This is a genomic window from Rufibacter sp. DG15C (assembly GCF_001577755.1).
Lineage (GTDB): Bacteria > Bacteroidota > Bacteroidia > Cytophagales > Hymenobacteraceae > Nibribacter.
In genome coordinates this window covers 3,683,356-3,700,445 of sequence record NZ_CP010776.1, presented here as the reverse complement: position 1 = coordinate 3,700,445, position 17,090 = coordinate 3,683,356, and the positions used below count along the sequence as shown (strand labels likewise).

Genomic DNA, 17,090 nt, shown 5'->3' with positions numbered 1-17,090 from the left:
TGCTTCTTTTCCGTGAAATAGGCCAAAAATGGAAGTTGCAGTCATTTCACTTGGCTTTCTATTACCATGTAGGAATTAACTTACAGGTAGATACCAGCAAAACAATAGTAGCCTTGAAAGAAGCTTACTTTTTAGCAAGAGTATGGGTAGGTTCTGGCGGGGAAGGTTTGAGCATGAAGGCGCGGGCAAATTTACCCAGTATGGTAAACTCATGCTCGGGTACTTTATTCTCCACGGGCTTCAAGGAACGAAGGTACGAGATAACTGCGGTCAGGTCTTGGTCGCTCATGTTTTGTCCCTGCATGAAGGGCAGCACGGCCTCTCCATTTGGTTTTACACTATACCTGAGTACCCTGGCTATCTCACCGTCAGTCATACTTCCAATTCCGGACTTGGCAGGGGTAAGGTTGGTGGTGAAGATCGTCCCGAAGGGCGTCTCCACCTTTTTGCCGCCAGCTAATGAAGGAGTTTGGCCTTGTTTGAGGAGTCTGACTGGGTCAGGCGCAGGGCTGTGGCACTGGACGCAATTGTTAGAGACCAGCACAATGTGTTTCCCACGTTCTATCACTGCCGGGTTTTTGGATGCTGTGATGTTGGGATAGGGTGCCTCATAAGTAAGGTGCTGACGGGCCATGGTGACCACGGCTACTCCGGCAAGTAGCAAAAAAAGGACTACCGCCGTCCTTTTCAGGATTTTTTTGAACATAGGAAAAGAATGGATTTTGGCTAAAAACTAGGTTTTAATTGGAAAGGTGCTAGGACCGGGCAGTCTTATAATTCTTCAATAAAATAATTCCCAGCGTCAGGAAGAAGATAACCGCTAATCCAATAGGGGCTTCCTGCTGGGCGTACCATATATTGCTGTCCTGCAAAAACGGGTCTACCACCAAGGGCGTGACTACCTTAGCAAACAAAAGGAACAGACCAAATGCTAATAATGGCGAAAGGAGCATGGACAGTACCCGTACCCACACCGGTCGGTGCTCGCTCAACCGGAAACCGATGCCTGTGGAGCCTAATGCCAGCAAGAGGATGCCCAGTTTCATTAACAAGGCGGCTGCTCCGGTGTCAATGATTCGCCCATTGGTAGAGATAATGACTGCCAATTTAATAGTCCAGGCAAGGGCGCCCGCCATTAGCAATACCGCCGCCACTTTGGTCCATTGTGTAGAAAGTGATTTCAACTGCATAGCATGAATTGGTTTAATGGTTCAAATATTATGATTGTTTAGAGCAAACAGGAGTGACAAAAGCGTATGGACTGCTGAAAGGTATATAAAACCAAAAAATGGTAAATACAGATTACTCCAAATGCAAGGAGATACATCCGGGTGGCGGAAGGCGTGAAAGGTTAAGCGGCAGTAGGTAATCTCTTGGTGGGCTGGTTTGGGTAATATAAAGCTATAGTACTCTACAATTTGGCTTGGATTGGCGGGGAGATAGTCAAACAAACCTTGTGTTCTTCTCTACGGTCAAATATTCTGTAGGTTTAAGTACTAAAAACTGGTAGGATTTGGATGGACAAGGGGGATTAAGGTTGCTACAAAAAAGCTTTTATAAACAAGGGCAACACCACCGAATAAAGACCCTCTGACAAATCCAGGACAGGGCAATTATTTCCTTATGCTGTCTAAAGATCTTAAAGGCTTGGACAGTCCTTTTAATAAGGTTGCGCCTGCTATTTTTTGAAAATAAATAGGCAGTGTGTAATTGCTTCCAATAATAAGGCTGGGTTGTAGTAGCTTTGTTTTTATATTCAGTTAATTAGATTCTTAAACTATAGGACTGGGTGTTAATTCCTATTTAACAAAGGATCACAGTCTGTTTTATTGAGAAGTTCTGGCTACCTCATCTTCTACATGATATTTCCCTCTGCTTTAACAACATTAAATAAGTGAAAAGACTTTTTAACCCTTTGCTGTCAGTTGTCCTTTTATTGCTCCTGCCTTGTACTTCTGCTTCTTCCCAAGACTTATCCCTATCTTGGGAATGGGCCAAACAAGTTAACGGCAACTCTGGTAGCAATGACCTGGTGGTTGACCATGCTGGGAACAGCTATGTCACTGGTTATTTTAAAGGGACGGCAGATTTTGGCGGAAATGCCTTGACGGCCAACACTGCCTGGGAGGGTTTTGTGGCCAAATACAACAAGGAAGGGCAGGAGCAGTGGGCTGTAAATATTGGAGGACAAGGAAAAAAGATCGCGGTAGATGCTTTTGGTAACACCTATATAACTGGGAGTTTCAAAGGTCAAAGCTCTTTTGGTGAATTTCAGCTAGAGAGTACAGGTTCCTTTGGATTCTTTATCGTGAAGGTAGATCCGCTGGGTAAAATTGCATGGGCCAAAGGTGCTTCTACCATGACCTATGATTATAGTTCAGATGTAGGGGTGGATGGGCAAGGCAATAGCTATGTTACGGGGCAATTTGAGGGCACTGTGGATTTTGGGGGCTTCTCCTTGACAAGTCAGTACATAGATATCTTCTTAATAAAGTATGACCCCCAGGGAAACGTGGTCTGGGCGAGAAAGGCAGGTGGAGCCGAATTTGAAAGGGCCGGCAACCTGGCAGTAGAGGCAAATGGCAACGTATATGTTACCGGCAACTTTTCGGGCACGGCTCATTTCGGGTCGTTTTCTTTTTACAATCTGATTGGAGGAATAAGCCTTTTCTTGGCTAAGTTTGACCCAGATGGAAACGTGATCTGGGCAAAGGCCGCAGAAGGTTCAGCCAGTAGCCGTGCTGTGGTTCTTGATAAAATGGGCAATGTCATTATAGCGGGATCCAAAGGGACAACCCACATGTTTGACCAGTATGCCCTGGAAGCCGGTTTTGATGATATCTTTTTTGTCAAGTATACTTCTGCTGGTAGTGTGCAATGGGCCAAAGCCGTGGGAGGGGCAAGTGATTACACCGTTGAAGCATGGGACCTGGCCGTTGATTACAAAAACAATATTTACATGGTGGGTGAGTTCGGGGTGTATAGTACCAGAGACTATAGCGTCTCTGTCCGCTTTGACCATTTAACTATGGCAAACTATTCGGGCAGTTCTTCTTACGTCACTAAATTCACCTCAGAAGGGAGCGCCATTTGGGTCAAGCAGATTGGCGGAAAAGGATATGCTTCTAAGAAGGGCGTAGGCACGGATGGACAGGGCAATTGTTACCTTACAGGCATATTCAATTACTCTCCTAATTTTGGAACCACACAGCTTAATTTTACCAACTGGGGGATAGATGCCACAGACACTTTCGTTGCCAAGTTGGGTGCCAGTGCAGATGTTGTCCTGCTTCCCATCAGTTTGTCCAATTATATGCTGTGTGCAGGCGCCTCCCTGCCGGTAGCCTTTACAGCCTATGGATCTATTGCGGCAGATGCTACCTACTCTATCCAGTTATCTGACGAAAACGGAAGTTTTAACAACCCTGTAACCATTGGTGAAAGCAAAAACAGCCCTGTTGCTTCCATTATTCCCAGTGGTTCTAAGCCTGGGGACAAATACAAAATCAGGGTGGTGTTGAATGCCCCAACTCCTGTCATAAGGGAGGTTAGCAGCCACCTTCAGATTAATGCCTTGCCAGGCATCCCTCAGGTTACCCCTAGTGCCGTCTGTGGGGCTGGTACCGTAACCTTACAGGCAACCGGCGCTAGCGGGGACCAATCATATGCTTGGTACAATGTCCCTGATGGAGGGGCTCCGTTGCTAGTGTCAAAATCCTCTTCATTTACCACGCCGGCACTTACCTCCACAACCAAATTCTTTGTTGCGCTCAGGTCTGGCGCTGGATGTGAAAATGCCAGAGTTGCTGCCGCCGCAGTCATTGATTCCGGGATTTCCGCCAATTCAGGACCCTATCAAGAGGTTTGTATTTCAGCTGGAAGTATAATGTTGCAAGATTTTAGCCCAGTCGGTGGACGGTGGTTTGGGCGAGGCGTGAGTATTGAGGGCATCTTCAATCCTGAGAAGGCAGGAGTGGGGGAGCATGTTCTCACCTACGCGCTTGAAACCAGCCCTTGTTATAGTACAAGCAGTAAAAAAATTAAGGTAAATCCTTCTCCAGTTCTTGATGCTGGTTTTGAACCATCTTTGTGTGGTTCCGCTACACAGCCTGTCGGGTATGCTCCTTTTACCATCCAGTTTAAAAACCTGACAAAGGAAGGTACTACCTATCTATGGGATTTTGGTGACGGTACGTTTTCTAAAGAGGCTGTTCCTCTTCACACGTATACAGCCAAAGGTACCTATGCTGTTTACCTGACAGTATCTTCAAGTGGTGGGTGTACGGTAAAAGAGAAGGTAGCTACTGCTCAGGTTAATGAGCAAAAGCAAATCAGCAACATTTTCACTCCTAATGAGGACGGGATCAATGATTACTTTGTGCTTGATTTTTCTTGCTTACCCGTTGCCCTGAAAGTCTTTAATAGATGGGGAAAGATGGTCTTTGAAGAAAAAAGTTACCAGAACAATTGGCGTGCACACGGCTTAGCTGAAGGCGTCTACTTTTACAACGTAGAGGCCACCGACGGCCAGAAGTGGAAAGGATGGGTGGAGATAGTGCGCTAAAAAGAAGTAATTGAAAAATCTAATAATGGTCTTTCCTTTGAAAGTTAATAGCATTCCTTAATCTAATGTTGTTTAAGATAGTTGGACGATAGGGGGCTGCTCCCATATACACTGAGTGGCAGGGAGGAAATTTTCACAGCTCTTTCACCATCCAGATGTTACAAGCAAAATGACCCGAGTTTCCCATGACCTGCGCGATGGAAACAAACCCTGCTTTTTCATACATGCTCACTGCCTTGGCCAGTTCTGGAAAGGACTCTAGGTAAAGGTGCGTGTAGCCAAGACTTTTGGCCAATTCAATGTTCTGCTGCAAAAGTTCATAGCCAATGCCTTTTCCTCTGGCAGGGGCGGCAAGGTAAAACTTCACCAGCTCAGCGTAGCCTGGGGGCAAACCCGCTGTGGGGTAGACGCCACAACCCCCTAGTAAGGCGCCTTCTTCCTCAGCCACCAGATACGCGCTTCCTGGTATTTGGAACAAGCCATATAGGTTATCGGTGGTGGGGTCTGTGTAGACGGTGCCGGGTCGGTCAATCTTAAACTCCCTGAACACCTGGCGGATGAGATGGGCGAGGGGCTGATTGTCTTTTTCTTCAAGGTTTCTGAACTGGATGGCCATACACAAGGAGCTGTCTTACAACAGGAAAGGTGGGTGTTATTGGGTGGTGAGAGTATCTGAGAAGATAGTATTCGTAGAATCTGCGGCAGAATTTAGGGAATCCAAACTTCCATCGGCGCCCTCTACTATGTCCTCGGTGGTAGTGTTTCCGGTTTTCTCAATGCTTCCTTTCTGCTCACAAGCTGTAGCAGTGAGGGTGGCAGCCAGTAAAAGACTCATAAGAATGTGAGTGTTTCTTTTCATGCTAGTCTGTATAGGTGTGTGAATTAGAGTACTATTGGACTGCTATTTTTAAGACAATCTTTCTGACTAATTCGGTGGTGGCCATGGGCGCGTGTGCGTCTGTGGGGAAGAAAATGGTGAAGGAACCCGCAGGAACATCTAGCCAGGTGTTGGTCTTGTCCGGATAAAAGGCAATGTCTTTTTCGGCTACATACGGTTCTGAGGCTGCGCTGCATTCTGTCAGGTATTTCCAACCCATGCGGTCAGCGCCTTTTACCACGTACTGGATGTCAATGTATTTTAGGTGCGCCTCTAATCTAGCTTGATTTTGAGGAACGCCAATGTCCTCAGAGATAAGGGCAAACAACTCCTGGCCTTTTAGCTCCAGATTTCCGGTAGGAAGATTCAACACATCTGCCTCTCGCAAGAACTGAAAAGCTTGCTCAAACAAAGGGTGAAGGGCAGTATACCGGTCAGCATTGTGGAGGTGATCTAAAACCATAGGAATATCAAAGTTAAGGAGCAGAGATAAGAGAAAAAGCCTGTAATCTTGCGCAGAGAAACCAAAACTGGGTAAACAAAATGAGAAAGTAAGTTGCAGGTAATTTTGCGAAGCTCAAAACCAAGAAGCGTTTTTGGTCTGTATTTCTGGAAACAGGCCAAAAACGCTTTCATATTGCCTTTAAAGTCAATGGTCCTAGTTGGTTTTATTGTCATACCCGGCAAAGCCGATTTAGGCATCTATTTTAAACTACCATTCCCACAAGTTTTCATGAAATATTATATAGCTTGAAAGGATTCAATTCCTACAACATTCCTTTCAACTCTTGCCAGACGTTTTCTGCCAGAATCTTTTGCCCAGCGGCGGTTGGATGGATACCGTCTCCTTGGTTTAATGACCTTATACCCGCAACGCCTTCTAATAGAAAAGGCACCAAGGTCATGTTGTTTTTAGTGGCCACCTCTCTAAAAATGACCCTGAATTGACTGGCGTAGGCATCGCCCATGTTAGGTGGTACCTCCATGCCCAGCATCATGAGTTTGGCCTCTGGGTATTTGGTTTTCACCTTGTCCACAATGGCTTGCAGGTTCTTGGAGCTTTCTTCTGGATGGATTCCACGCAAGCCGTCGTTGGCGCCCAATTCCAATACGAAAATGTCCACCTGCTGGCGCAGTAACCAGTCTATGCGGCTCTTGCCCCCGGCCGTAGTTTCGCCGCTGAGCCCCGCGTTGATGGCTTTGTAGGGTAAGCCCAGGGAATCAATTTTCTGCTGAATGAGTGCCGGGAAGGCCTCTGCTGGAGAAAGCCCATACCCCGCCGTTAAACTGTTCCCAAAGAAAAGGATGTTTTTGGTTCTGGTGGGCGCGGGGGTAGTCTCTTTCATGGCAGTGTTTTTTTGGGTGGCTTGTTCTTCATTTTTCTGTGAGCAACCCGTCAAGGCCAGGAGGAGCATGCCCAGAAAGAACACGTTTTTATGTAACATAGCGTTTAATTAGAATCTCTGCCCTAAGGTAACAGAAAACATACCGCTTGGGTTTGAGGTTTTAGTACTTAGGATTGGAACATTAAGTTTGCCTGCCAGACCTAATTTCAGATCCCGACTGTTTCCCATCCTGTTAATCCATTACCAGTGAAGACCATACTAAAAATTGAAAACCTAAGCAAGACCTACCAAAGCGCCGGCAAGACCCTCACGGTGCTGGACGACGTCAACTTTCAGGTAGAGGGCGGCTCCACGGTGGCCATTGTAGGCCCATCGGGGAGCGGGAAGACCACCTTGCTGGGCCTCTGCGCCGGTTTGGACCGGTCCAGCACCGGGTTAGTGGAGCTCAACGGCATCGCCTTGGACGGCCTTTCTGAGGACCAGCGCGCACAGGTAAGAAACCAGAACGTGGGGTTCATCTTCCAGAACTTTCAATTGCTGCCCACGCTCACGGCCTTGGAGAATGTGATGGTGCCGCTGGAATTGCGCGGCGAAAAAAACATAAAGGCCCGGGCGCTGGACTTACTGGAGAAAGTGGGCCTCAGCGACCGGCACCACCATTACCCCGCCCAACTGTCTGGGGGAGAGCAGCAGCGGGTGTCATTGGCGAGGGCCTTTTCCAACCAGCCCAAGATCTTGTTCGCCGATGAGCCCACCGGCAACCTGGACGCCGAGACCAGCGAGAAAGTTGTCAAGCTCATCTTTGACCTGAACCGCGAGGCCGGCACCACGCTCATCTTAGTCACCCATGATCTTGACCTAGCTGCCAAAACCCAGCGCATCATCAAAGTGAAAGGCGGCCATCTGGTCTCTGATGAGATGGTGGGCCAATTTGGCGGCTGAGCCCCTATTGCTGCAAAAGTAATTAAAAACGATAAACCCGTTTTTAGTCTGGATTCTGGAAAACAAGCCAAAAACGATCAACCGAAAACCTGCACAATGACTGTTTTCAGCCTTGTGCTTCTGTTTAACAAAAGCCTCTAATGTCTGGCATCCAAAAATCGAAACTCAACCTACCTTGGCTTATGAAGATGGCTTGGAGAGACAGCCGTCGGAACCGGTCTAGGCTCTTCCTGTTCATCTCTTCCATCATATTGGGCATTGCGGCGCTGGTGGCCATCTTCTCCTTCGGGGATAACCTCAAGTATGACATTGACCAGCAGGCCAAGGAACTCATCGGAGCTGATCTAGTCATCTCCAGCAACCGCGCCGTGAGCCCCAAGATTCAACCATTGCTGGATTCCTTGGGCGAGGAGCAGGCCCGGGAGCAGAATTTTGTCTCCATGGTGCTGTTCCAGAAAAGCCAGGGGACCAGGCTGGTGCAGATTAGGGCGCTGGAAGGTGATTTTCCTTATTATGGCAAAATAGAAACCACGCCTGCGGCGGCCGGTAGAACCTTTAAGGAGGGAAAACAAGCACTGGTAGACAAAACTTTGATGCTGCAGTTCAACGCCCGGGTAGGAGATTCCATCAAGGTGGGCGAAGTGACTTTTGCCATCGCCGGAATTTTGGAGAAGGCGCCGGGGCAGACGGGCATCTCGGCATCGGTTGCGCCGGTGGTCTACATTCCCTTGCGTTACCTGGAGCAGACCAAATTAGCCAAGCGTGGCAGCCGAATCAATTATGAGTTCTATTACAAATACGGCCCCACCACCGACATGGCCAAACTGTTCAAACAGTTGGAACCGCGCCTGGAAGAGGAGGGACTGGAGGTGGAGACCATTGACACCCAGCGCGAGGAGACTGGCCGCTCCTTTGAAGACCTCACCGATTTTCTGGCCCTAGTTGGGTTCATTGCCTTGCTACTGGGCAGCATTGGGGTGGCCAGCGCCATTCATGTGTACATCCGGGAGAAGCTCTCCACCATTGCCGTGCTGCGTTGCCTGGGGGTGAGTTCTGCGCAGGCGTTCCTCATTTATGTGTTCCAGATATTGGGCATCGGGTTGTTGGGTTCTGTGATTGGCGCGGCCTTGGGGACGCTGGTGCAACAAACCTTGCCCGCCGTGCTGCAGGACTTTCTGCCCATTGATATTTCGGTGCGCATTTCCTGGTTAGCCATTGGGCAGGGCGTGCTACTTGGCTTGCTCATTTCGTTGTTGTTCGCCTTGCTGCCTCTGGTGTCGGTGAGGAACATTTCGCCGCTAAACACTTTACGCTTGTCTTATGAGGAAACCAGCCTGTTCAAAGACCCGCTCAAGTGGGCTGTGTACGGTCTGATTATGTTGTTCATCTTCGGGTTTGCCTATCTGCAAATGAACACGCTATTGGAGACGGTTTACTTTACAGGCGGTGTGTTGTTGGCGTTTTTGATTTTGACGGGCATGGCTTGGGTCCTCATGTGGCTGGTGCGCCGGTTCTTCCCCAGTTCCTGGAGCTACCTCTGGCGCCAGGGCCTGGCCAATTTGTACAGGCCCAACAACCAGACCCTCATCCTCATTGTCTCCATCGGCTTGGGTACTGCGTTTATCTGCACGCTTTATTTTGTGCAGAGCATCTTGCTCAACAGAATCACCTTGTCGGCGAGCGAGAACCAGCCCAACATGGTGCTCTTTGACATCCAGACCAACCAGCGTGAGGCAGTGAACCAAATGGCCAGACAACACCAACTGCCCCTCCTACAGCAAGTGCCCATCGTGACCATGCGCATAGAGGAAATTAATGGACAGACGGCGGCAGACGTGCAGAAGGACTCCACGCTGGGGATTTCGCCGAGGGCTTTCCAGCGCGAGTTGCGAGCCACGTTCAGGGATTCGCTCACCTCCTCAGAAAAGCTGATGCTAGGCGCTTGGAAAGGCACCGTGGCCGCGGCCAATGACTCGGTGTTTGTGTCTTTGGAGGAAGGCTACGCAGAGCGCATCAAAGTTAATGTAGGCGATAAAATGGTGTTCAACGTGCAAGGCGCCTTGATACCGGCGTGGGTGGGCAGTCTGCGCAAGGTGGACTGGAACCGGGTGCAGACCAACTTCAGGGTAGTGTTCCCCGCGGGGGTGCTGGAGGCCGCGCCGCAGTTTCATGTCCTCATGACAAGGGTGCCTAACAACCAGGCCTCGGCCATGTTCCAGCGCGAGGTGGTGCAGCAGTTTCCTAACTTGTCCATCATTGACCTGGGCTTGATACTGAGCGTGATGGACGAGCTGTTTGACAAGATCGGGTTTGTGATCAGGTTCATGGGAGCGTTCAGTATCATTACAGGGCTGGTGGTGTTGATTGCCTCGGTGCTCATTAGTAAGTACCAACGCATGCAAGAGAGCGTCCTGTTGCGTACGCTGGGCGCCAGCCGGAAACAGATCCTGCTCATCACGGCCTTAGAGTATTTCTTCTTAGGGGCTTTGGCGGCAGGCACGGGCGTGGTACTGTCCCTGCTGGGAAGCTGGGCCCTGGCCAAATTCCAATTTGAGACGGTGTTCACACCGCCGGTGCTTCCCATCCTGGTCATCTTCGGGTCCATCTCTTTGCTCACGGTGCTCATTGGCTTGTTCAACAGCAAAGCCGTGGTAAGCAAGCCGCCGCTGGAAGTGCTGAGGTCAGACGTTTAGTAGTAAGTTCGTTTTTGGCCCGTTTTCCAGAAATCAGGCTAAAAACGGTAAAAGAGAAAGGCCCCATTACTGCGGCCTTTCTCTTTTATGACAAAATAAGGTGAGAAAATCAGGAACGAGAAATTAGAACTTAATGCCCAGTTTCTGATAGATAAAACTCAAAAGCCACACCGGGCCAATTAATAAGAACTGGAGGTCTTTTAAGAAGGAGGGCTTCTTGCCTTCAATCTTGTGGCCTATGAACTGGCCTATCCAGGCAAGCACAAATATCGCCAAACTAATGCCCCACAATGGCAAGGAACTTTGTTTCTCTAATTGATAAACCACCCACAGAAAGAAGAAGCTCACCAGCACCATTCCCAAGGCCAGACTGGGTGAGAGTGCTATATAATACATCATGGCGGCCAGCACAAAAAGCACTCCCCAGTTCATGGGAAAAGGCAATTCATAAAACACCGTGGGCACCGGAATAGACCAGAGCAAACCTATTAAACTAATCATGATGGCCGGCACGCAGATCCAATGAATGGTTTTGTTGGTGTGGTGGCGGTGGCTTTCGGCGTACTCGTCTAAAAGATGGTGGATGGAGTCCATGGGTTAGGATGGTGGTTTGCCTTCTAAGGTACTCATTCAGGAGCTAAAAAGTCAAGCAGACAATCCCGGTTTGGTTTTTGATGCTGTAGTGTGAATTAAGTATCTTTAACCAACCATTCATATCATACTCTATGAAAAAGAATACCTCCCATGTGTCAGCGTTCTTGATGGCATCCTTGCTGTTAGGAAGCTGCGCGAAAAATACAAGCACTTCTCCTGCCGCCGCCAATGTAGCCACCGCAGAGAGCAGCCCGCAGAAGGAAGTGGTGTCTGTGACGCAAACGTCGCCGCCGCAGGTGCTGGAAGACGATTTCCAGTACGTGATGGACCAGTTCGCCGATTTGCGCATTCTGCGCTACCGCGTTCCTGGTTTTGAGCAGTTGAGCACGCAGCAAAAAGAGCTACTGTATTACCTATATGAAGCAGCGCTGTCGGGACGTGACATCATTTATGATCAGAATTTCAAGCACAACCTGCGCATCCGTCGCACGCTTGACGCCATAGTAGAAAACAAGCGCGACAAGTCTACTTCGCCAGACTGGGAGAAGTTCATGGAATACACCAAGCGCGTGTGGTTCTCTAACGGTATCCATCACCATTACTCTACCAACAAATTCTTGCCGGAGTTCAGCAAGGCTTACTTAGCCGAATCCATCAAGAAATTACCAGCCAGCGAACTTCCTTTGCAAAAAGGGGAGTCGGTAGATGCGTTCATTGCCTGGATCACGCCAGTGATGTTTGACCCTACCATTGCCGCGAAGCGGGTAAACCAAGTGGCAGGGCAGGACTTGGTGAAGACCTCGGCGGGTAATTATTATGAAGGCGTTACTACCAAAGAGGTGGAAGACTACTACGCCAAGATTACAGACAAGAAAGATCCTCGTCCCATTTCCTACGGCCTTAACTCCAAACTCATGAAAGAGAATGGCAAGGTAGTGGAGAAAGTCTGGAAAGTGGGCGGCATGTATGACGGCGCCATCAAGCGGATTGTATTCTGGTTAGAGAAAGCCATTCCAGTGGCCGAAAACGACCAGCAACGGCTGGCTCTTCAAAAATTGGTGGAGTATTACAAGACGGGTGACTTACGCATTTTTGATGAGTACAACATTGCCTGGGTGAAAGACGTGAACTCCAACACTGACGTGGTGAACGGTTTTATTGAGGTGTACGGTGACCCATTGGGCATTAAAGCCGCCTATGAGTCTGTAGTGTCTTTCAAGGACCTGGAGGCTACTAAGCGCATCAAGGCCATCGGTGACCAGGCTCAGTGGTTTGAGGACAACTCGCCATTGCTGCCACAGCATAAGAAGAAAAACGTAGTAGGTATTACCGCTAAAGTAATTACTACGGTAGTTGAAGGCGGAGATGCCGCGCCAGCCACGCCTATCGGGATCAACCTGCCCAATGCCAACTGGATCAGAAAAGAACACGGCTCAAAATCTGTGAACCTAGGCAACATTGTGAAGGCCTACAACGAGGCCGCCAACACCGGCGGAAGCGTTTTGACGGAGTTCGCCTACAGCCCTGAGGAAATTGAGCGCTCTAAAAAGTACTCGTCCCTGGCCAGTGACTTGCACACCGACATGCACGAAGTGATTGGGCACGCCTCTGGGCAGATCAACGCCGGGGTGGGCACACCAAAAGAGACTTTGAAAAGCTACGCTAGCACCCTTGAAGAAGGCCGCGCCGACTTAGTGGCTTTGTATTACGTGATGGACCCTAAGCTGGTGGAGATAGGCGTAATGCCTTCCCTGGAAGTGGGCAAGGCCGAATACGATGGCTACATTAGAAGCGGTTTGATGACGCAGCTGTCCCGTTTGGCTTTAGGTGAGACTGTGGAAGAGGCGCACATGCGCAATCGCCAGATGGTGGCTGCCTGGGCATATGAGAAAGGCAAGAAAGACAACGTGATTGAGCGTGTGACCAAAGACGGGAAAACGTATTTCAAGATCAACGACTACCAGAAGCTGAGAGGCTTGTTTGGTCAGTTGTTGAGAGAGACGCAGCGCATCACCTCTGAGGGAGACTTCAACGCCGCTAAGAACCTCATAGAAACCTACGGCGTGAAAGTGGACCAGACTCTGCACAAGGAAGTGTTGCAACGCTACGCCAAGCTGAACATTGCACCGTATGCTGGTTTCATCCAGCCTAAGCTGACGCCTGTGGTGAAGGACGGTAAGATTGTAGACGTGATCCTTACCTACCCAACCAACTTTACGCAGCAGATGCTGGAATATGGCAATACCTACAATCTGTTGCCGCATTACAACTAAGCCGTTTTTGGCCTGATTTTCAGGAAACAGCTTAAAAACAGGAAAGCGCTTGAGAGATTTCTCAAGCGCTTTTTCTTTTCCTACAAATTCGTTTTTGGGCTATTTTCCAAGAATTAGGCTAAAAACGGATACTGCTTAATCTACGGAATTAGCGCTAGAGACGCTCTTCAAGATTCTGGCCGTGACGAGCAATTGACCAACATGGCGCATGGTATGTTCTGCCGCGTGTACATATAAGCCAATGACGGTGGTGGGAATTTGGGCGCGCCCAATTCCACGAGCTTCTAAGAGGGTAGCTTCCTCCGTAGCCTTCAATTGAGCGATCGACTTTTCTACCTGTTTGTGAAAGGTCTCTATCAGTATTGTTACGGTTATGTCAGGATTCTCTTTTCCTTCCAGGCTCAAGTTATGTAATTGCGCCTCAGATAAGGGATGTGCTTGGGCATAGGTGAAGAGCCTGTCCAAGACGCCCGTGAGGTGCTGTAAATGAAAACCAACAGAGGCCACCCCACCCAGCCGTTCCCACAGTAGGTTCTCCGGGAAGGTTCTCATCTCTTTGTTGATCTCCTCCTCGGCTTGCAGCAGGGCATGGGCTACCGGTTGCAGGAGCGAGGGTACGCCGGGCAGGGCGCCGCGCTGCCAAACTTCTCTTTCGGGTGGTGCTGTCATGGGAACATATGGTAAAAAGGTAGCCCTTAAAATGGAGCAACCTATTTCCTTAAACGCAAAAAAGCCCCACCAATGGCGGGGCTTTTCTGTTTTTTATGATGGATTCAGTTATTGAATAAACAATCTGAATTCAGCACGTCTGTTTTGTGATCTTCCAGAGCTGGTAGTGTTAGGAGCAATTGGACGCTCTTCACCAAAACCTTCTGTCAAGATACGGTCAGAGCTGATGCCTTTCTTGTCAATCAAGTAAGACTTGGCAGCGTCTGCTCTTCTTAGTGACAACTCTTGGTTGTACTCGTTAGAACCAACGTGGTCAGCGTGGCCAGAGATACGCAAGTTGTAGTGCGGATACTTACCTAGCATAGTCGCCATTCTGTCAAGCGTGTTGAAAGATACTGGTTTCAATACGGCTCTGTTGAATTCAAACTGGATCTTAGGAGTAGTAGCCATGTACGTGCTGTCAGCAGCGTCTAAGCCTGGGCAACCCAAGTTAGCGGCAGTACCAGCTACATCTGGACACTTGTCTACGTCATCGTTAACACCGTCACCGTCACGGTCAACTACTACTGGGCAACCAGAAGCATCAACTCTTGTACCAGCTGGAGTGCCTGGGCACTTGTCATCTTTGTCAGCTACGCCGTCAGCGTCAGAATCTGGACAACCACGAGTGGCAGCAGGACCAGCCTGATCTGGACACTCATCTTCTGAGTCACGAACACCGTCATTGTCGCGGTCTGGGCAACCTTCTAGGGCAGCAGTACCCGCTTCAGTAGGACACTTGTCTAGGTAGTCAGCTACGCCATCACCGTCACCATCCAAAGGACAGCCTTTTTTGTCAACCTGAACACCAGCTGGGGTGTCTGGGCATTCGTCTCTTCTATCAGAAACACCGTCACCGTCTGTGTCTTTGGCTTTACCTAAACCGAAAGATAGACCGAACTGGTGCTGCAAATAGCGGTCATTCAACTCATCAGACTGCTCGTTAGAGATACCGTCTAATAGGTCAGTAGTTGGGTAGTTTAAAGTTGTTTGGGCAAATAAGCTGATACCGTCAGTGATTCTGAAACCAAGACCGGCACCACCCATGTAGTTCATGCGTAGAAGGCCTTCATCCCATTTCTCCTGACGAGTACCTCCAGGGATACCAACTGGCAGATACGCCTCAACGCTGGCGTACTGTAGACCAACACCGGCTACCAGGTACGGCTTCAAGAAAGACTCTTCTTTCAAGATTTTACCGTTGTTCATTTTTAATTTGAACGCAAGGTTGGCAGTACCAATCTCATCTTCAAATCTACCTGGTCCTAAACCAGTGGTTCTCCAAGTTACAGAAGGAGAGTCCTGCTCTAAGTTGAAATAGTTTAGTTGCAAGGCCACGTCAAACGACGGAGACAAGTAACGGTTAATGGCCAAACCACCTCCCCAAGAGGAGTTACTCATGTCCCAGATATCATTACGCATGTTGGTTCTAGCCTGATTGGCGCTTGCATAAAGCGATAGTCCCCAAGGCCGGTCGGCAGACTGTGCTATTGAATTGTTGGTAGCACCCATGGACAGCAAAAGCGCGCCTGCCAATGTTGCTTTAAGTAAGGTTCTTTTCATAGTTTTAAAAGTTGGAATATAGTAATATGAGCATGTTTACCCCAAAAGAAAGAAAATGTTTCCATTTCTTTGAAATAATAAATATTCCTAGTACGTAAGTAGCAGAGGGGCAGGTTATTAATTTCACTATTTATGTTCGTTGTCCAACTCAATCTATCACCGTCTTTCACTAGAAAAAGCCGAAAATAAAAACGGAGAGCCTTTTTGGCTCTCCGTTTTTGAATGGTCATCTTCAAATATGAATACTTAGACGTTGAATCTAAAATGCATGATATCACCGTCTTGTACCACGTATTCTTTGCCTTCTACAGACATTTTGCCGGCTTCTTTTATTTTTGCCTCAGACTTATACTCCACGTAATCTGGTAATTTGATCACTTCTGCTCTAATAAAACCCTTCTCAAAGTCTGTATGGATGACACCGGCAGCCTGTGGTGCTTTCCAGCCTCTTTGTATGGTCCAGGCTCGCACTTCCTTCACGCCAGCGGTAAAGTAGGTGATCAAATTCAACAAGGAGTAAGAGGCCCTGATGAGGCGGTTCAAGCCAGACTCAGTCAAGCCGTACTCGCCTAAGAACATTTCTTTTTCCTCGGCGTCTGTAAAGTCAGCAATCTGTTCTTCAATGGCTGCAGAAATCACCACCACCTCAGCATTCTCATCGGCTACGTGCTCTTTTAATGCGTCCAGAAATTTGTTGCCAGTCAAAATAGAAGCCTCGTCAACGTTGGCTACATAGATCACAGGCTTAATGGTCAAAAGCTTCAAGTCTTCTACAGCATCCAAGTCCTCTTCTGATACATCCAGGGAGCGGGCATTCTTGCCGCTTTCTAAATGTTGCTTGAACCGTTGCAACGACGCAAACTCCTTTTTGGCGGCAGCGTCACCAGACTTGGCGGTGCGCTCTACCTTGGCAATCTTCTTGTCAATAGACTCCAAGTCTTTCAACTGAAGTTCTGTGTCAATCACGTCTTTGTCAAACACGGGGTCTACGCCACCGGCTACGTGCACAATGTTGGGGTCATCAAAGCAGCGCACCACGTGAATGACCGCGTCTACCTCTCTAATGTTGGCTAAGAATTTGTTACCCAAGCCTTCGCCTTTGCTGGCACCTTTCACCAGACCGGCAATGTCCACAAACTCCATCACGGTTGGCAACACGCGCTCTGGGTGAACCAAACCCTCAAGAATCTGAAGGCGCTCATCTGGGACGGTAATCACGCCCACGTTGGGCTCAATGGTACAGAAAGGGTAATTGGCAGATTCTGCTTTGGCGTTTGACAAGGCATTGAACAGCGTAGATTTGCCTACGTTTGGTAAACCCACTATTCCGCAACGAAGTCCCATATTATAAGTGTTGGTAGATTATCTAAAGATTGAAAATTTGATCAGGCCCTGTTACCTTATTAGAAGGAGCAGGAATTCGCCTAAACGGCCGCAAATATACGGATTCTAGCGGTAATCTTTCTGGCGATAATAGGAGAGGGCGTTTTTGGCTTATTTTCTGGAAAACAGCTCAAATATGGAAACTGA

14 protein-coding genes are annotated in these 17,090 nt (G+C 48.6%); 4 read left to right on the top strand and 10 right to left on the bottom strand.

Features of this window, described 5'->3' with window-relative positions; genetic code table 11:
* Positions 1 to 124: 124 nt before the first annotated feature.
* Positions 125 to 706, bottom strand: a complete 582-nt coding sequence (locus tag TH61_RS15870; protein WP_066511473.1) for a cytochrome c — start codon at positions 704 to 706, stop codon at positions 125 to 127.
* A gap of 49 nt (positions 707 to 755) precedes the next feature.
* Positions 756 to 1,190 (bottom strand): hypothetical protein, encoded by a 435-nt coding sequence (locus TH61_RS15865; RefSeq protein WP_066511471.1) that lies wholly within the window; start codon positions 1,188 to 1,190, stop codon positions 756 to 758.
* A gap of 704 nt (positions 1,191 to 1,894) precedes the next feature.
* Between TH61_RS15865 and TH61_RS18455 the strand changes: the two genes are divergently transcribed.
* Positions 1,895 to 4,564, top strand: coding sequence for a gliding motility-associated C-terminal domain-containing protein (locus TH61_RS18455; RefSeq protein ID WP_157600742.1), 2,670 nt, complete (start codon positions 1,895 to 1,897; stop codon positions 4,562 to 4,564).
* Between the two features lie 133 nt (positions 4,565 to 4,697).
* Here TH61_RS18455 and TH61_RS15855 read toward each other — a convergent pair whose 3' ends face one another.
* From TH61_RS15855 to TH61_RS15835, 4 genes are all read right to left on the bottom strand, one after another.
* Complete coding sequence (locus TH61_RS15855; protein ID WP_066511464.1) at positions 4,698 to 5,180, bottom strand: GNAT family N-acetyltransferase; 483 nt, start codon at positions 5,178 to 5,180, stop codon at positions 4,698 to 4,700.
* A gap of 36 nt (positions 5,181 to 5,216) precedes the next feature.
* A complete protein-coding gene (locus tag TH61_RS15850) occupies positions 5,217 to 5,399 on the bottom strand; it encodes a hypothetical protein (protein ID WP_066511462.1) in 183 nt (60 codons plus the stop codon).
* 55 nt (positions 5,400 to 5,454) lie between these two features.
* Positions 5,455 to 5,904, bottom strand: a complete 450-nt coding sequence (locus tag TH61_RS15845; RefSeq protein WP_066511461.1) for a YhcH/YjgK/YiaL family protein — start codon at positions 5,902 to 5,904, stop codon at positions 5,455 to 5,457.
* A gap of 304 nt (positions 5,905 to 6,208) precedes the next feature.
* Positions 6,209 to 6,886, bottom strand: coding sequence for an arylesterase (locus tag TH61_RS15835; RefSeq protein WP_066511458.1), 678 nt, complete (start codon positions 6,884 to 6,886; stop codon positions 6,209 to 6,211).
* A 147-nt stretch (positions 6,887 to 7,033) separates the two neighbouring features.
* Here TH61_RS15835 and TH61_RS15830 point away from each other — a divergent pair, with 147 nt between their 5' ends.
* Both TH61_RS15830 and TH61_RS15825 read left to right on the top strand, forming a co-directional pair.
* The gene (locus TH61_RS15830) at positions 7,034 to 7,729 is read left to right on the top strand and encodes an ABC transporter ATP-binding protein (RefSeq protein WP_066511453.1); all 696 of its coding nucleotides are present in this window, start codon (positions 7,034 to 7,036) and stop codon (positions 7,727 to 7,729) included.
* 182 nt (positions 7,730 to 7,911) lie between these two features.
* Complete coding sequence (locus tag TH61_RS15825) at positions 7,912 to 10,422, top strand: ABC transporter permease (RefSeq protein WP_369796900.1); 2,511 nt, start codon at positions 7,912 to 7,914, stop codon at positions 10,420 to 10,422.
* A 123-nt stretch (positions 10,423 to 10,545) separates the two neighbouring features.
* Here the strand turns inward: TH61_RS15825 and TH61_RS15820 are convergent, their stop codons facing one another.
* The gene (locus TH61_RS15820; RefSeq protein WP_066511448.1) at positions 10,546 to 11,016 is read right to left on the bottom strand and encodes a DUF962 domain-containing protein; all 471 of its coding nucleotides are present in this window, start codon (positions 11,014 to 11,016) and stop codon (positions 10,546 to 10,548) included.
* A gap of 131 nt (positions 11,017 to 11,147) precedes the next feature.
* Here TH61_RS15820 and TH61_RS15815 point away from each other — a divergent pair, with 131 nt between their 5' ends.
* A complete protein-coding gene (locus TH61_RS15815; protein ID WP_066511446.1) occupies positions 11,148 to 13,289 on the top strand; it encodes a dihydrofolate reductase in 2,142 nt (713 codons plus the stop codon).
* Between the two features lie 135 nt (positions 13,290 to 13,424).
* On the opposite strand, the gene TH61_RS15810 is transcribed toward TH61_RS15815, so the two are convergent.
* From TH61_RS15810 to ychF, 3 genes are all read right to left on the bottom strand, one after another.
* Positions 13,425 to 13,958, bottom strand: a complete 534-nt coding sequence (locus tag TH61_RS15810) for a DinB family protein (protein ID WP_066511444.1) — start codon at positions 13,956 to 13,958, stop codon at positions 13,425 to 13,427.
* Positions 13,959 to 14,066: 108 nt separating this feature from the next.
* Complete coding sequence (locus TH61_RS15805; RefSeq protein ID WP_066511442.1) at positions 14,067 to 15,560, bottom strand: OmpA family protein; 1,494 nt, start codon at positions 15,558 to 15,560, stop codon at positions 14,067 to 14,069.
* Between the two features lie 246 nt (positions 15,561 to 15,806).
* Positions 15,807 to 16,904, bottom strand: coding sequence for a redox-regulated ATPase YchF (ychF, locus tag TH61_RS15800; RefSeq protein WP_066511439.1), 1,098 nt, complete (start codon positions 16,902 to 16,904; stop codon positions 15,807 to 15,809).
* Positions 16,905 to 17,090: the final 186 nt, after the last annotated feature.

What these genes read in the sequence shown, in the direction of transcription:
- TH61_RS15815 (WP_066511446.1), top strand. Translation starts at nt 11,148, where the DNA reads ATGAAAAAGAATACCTCCCATGTGTCAGCGTTCTTGATGGCATCCTTG.
- TH61_RS15850 (WP_066511462.1), bottom strand. Translation starts at nt 5,399, where the DNA reads ATGAGTCTTTTACTGGCTGCCACCCTCACTGCTACAGCTTGTGAGCAG.
- TH61_RS15855 (WP_066511464.1), bottom strand. Translation starts at nt 5,180, where the DNA reads ATGGCCATCCAGTTCAGAAACCTTGAAGAAAAAGACAATCAGCCCCTC.
- TH61_RS15845 (WP_066511461.1), bottom strand. Translation starts at nt 5,904, where the DNA reads ATGGTTTTAGATCACCTCCACAATGCTGACCGGTATACTGCCCTTCAC.
- TH61_RS15835 (WP_066511458.1), bottom strand. Translation starts at nt 6,886, where the DNA reads ATGTTACATAAAAACGTGTTCTTTCTGGGCATGCTCCTCCTGGCCTTG.
- TH61_RS15820 (WP_066511448.1), bottom strand. Translation starts at nt 11,016, where the DNA reads ATGGACTCCATCCACCATCTTTTAGACGAGTACGCCGAAAGCCACCGC.
- TH61_RS15870 (WP_066511473.1), bottom strand. Translation starts at nt 706, where the DNA reads ATGTTCAAAAAAATCCTGAAAAGGACGGCGGTAGTCCTTTTTTTGCTA.
- TH61_RS15805 (WP_066511442.1), bottom strand. Translation starts at nt 15,560, where the DNA reads ATGAAAAGAACCTTACTTAAAGCAACATTGGCAGGCGCGCTTTTGCTG.
- TH61_RS15865 (WP_066511471.1), bottom strand. Translation starts at nt 1,190, where the DNA reads ATGCAGTTGAAATCACTTTCTACACAATGGACCAAAGTGGCGGCGGTA.
- ychF (WP_066511439.1), bottom strand. Translation starts at nt 16,904, where the DNA reads ATGGGACTTCGTTGCGGAATAGTGGGTTTACCAAACGTAGGCAAATCT.
- TH61_RS15810 (WP_066511444.1), bottom strand. Translation starts at nt 13,958, where the DNA reads ATGACAGCACCACCCGAAAGAGAAGTTTGGCAGCGCGGCGCCCTGCCC.
- TH61_RS15825 (WP_369796900.1), top strand. Translation starts at nt 7,912, where the DNA reads ATGAAGATGGCTTGGAGAGACAGCCGTCGGAACCGGTCTAGGCTCTTC.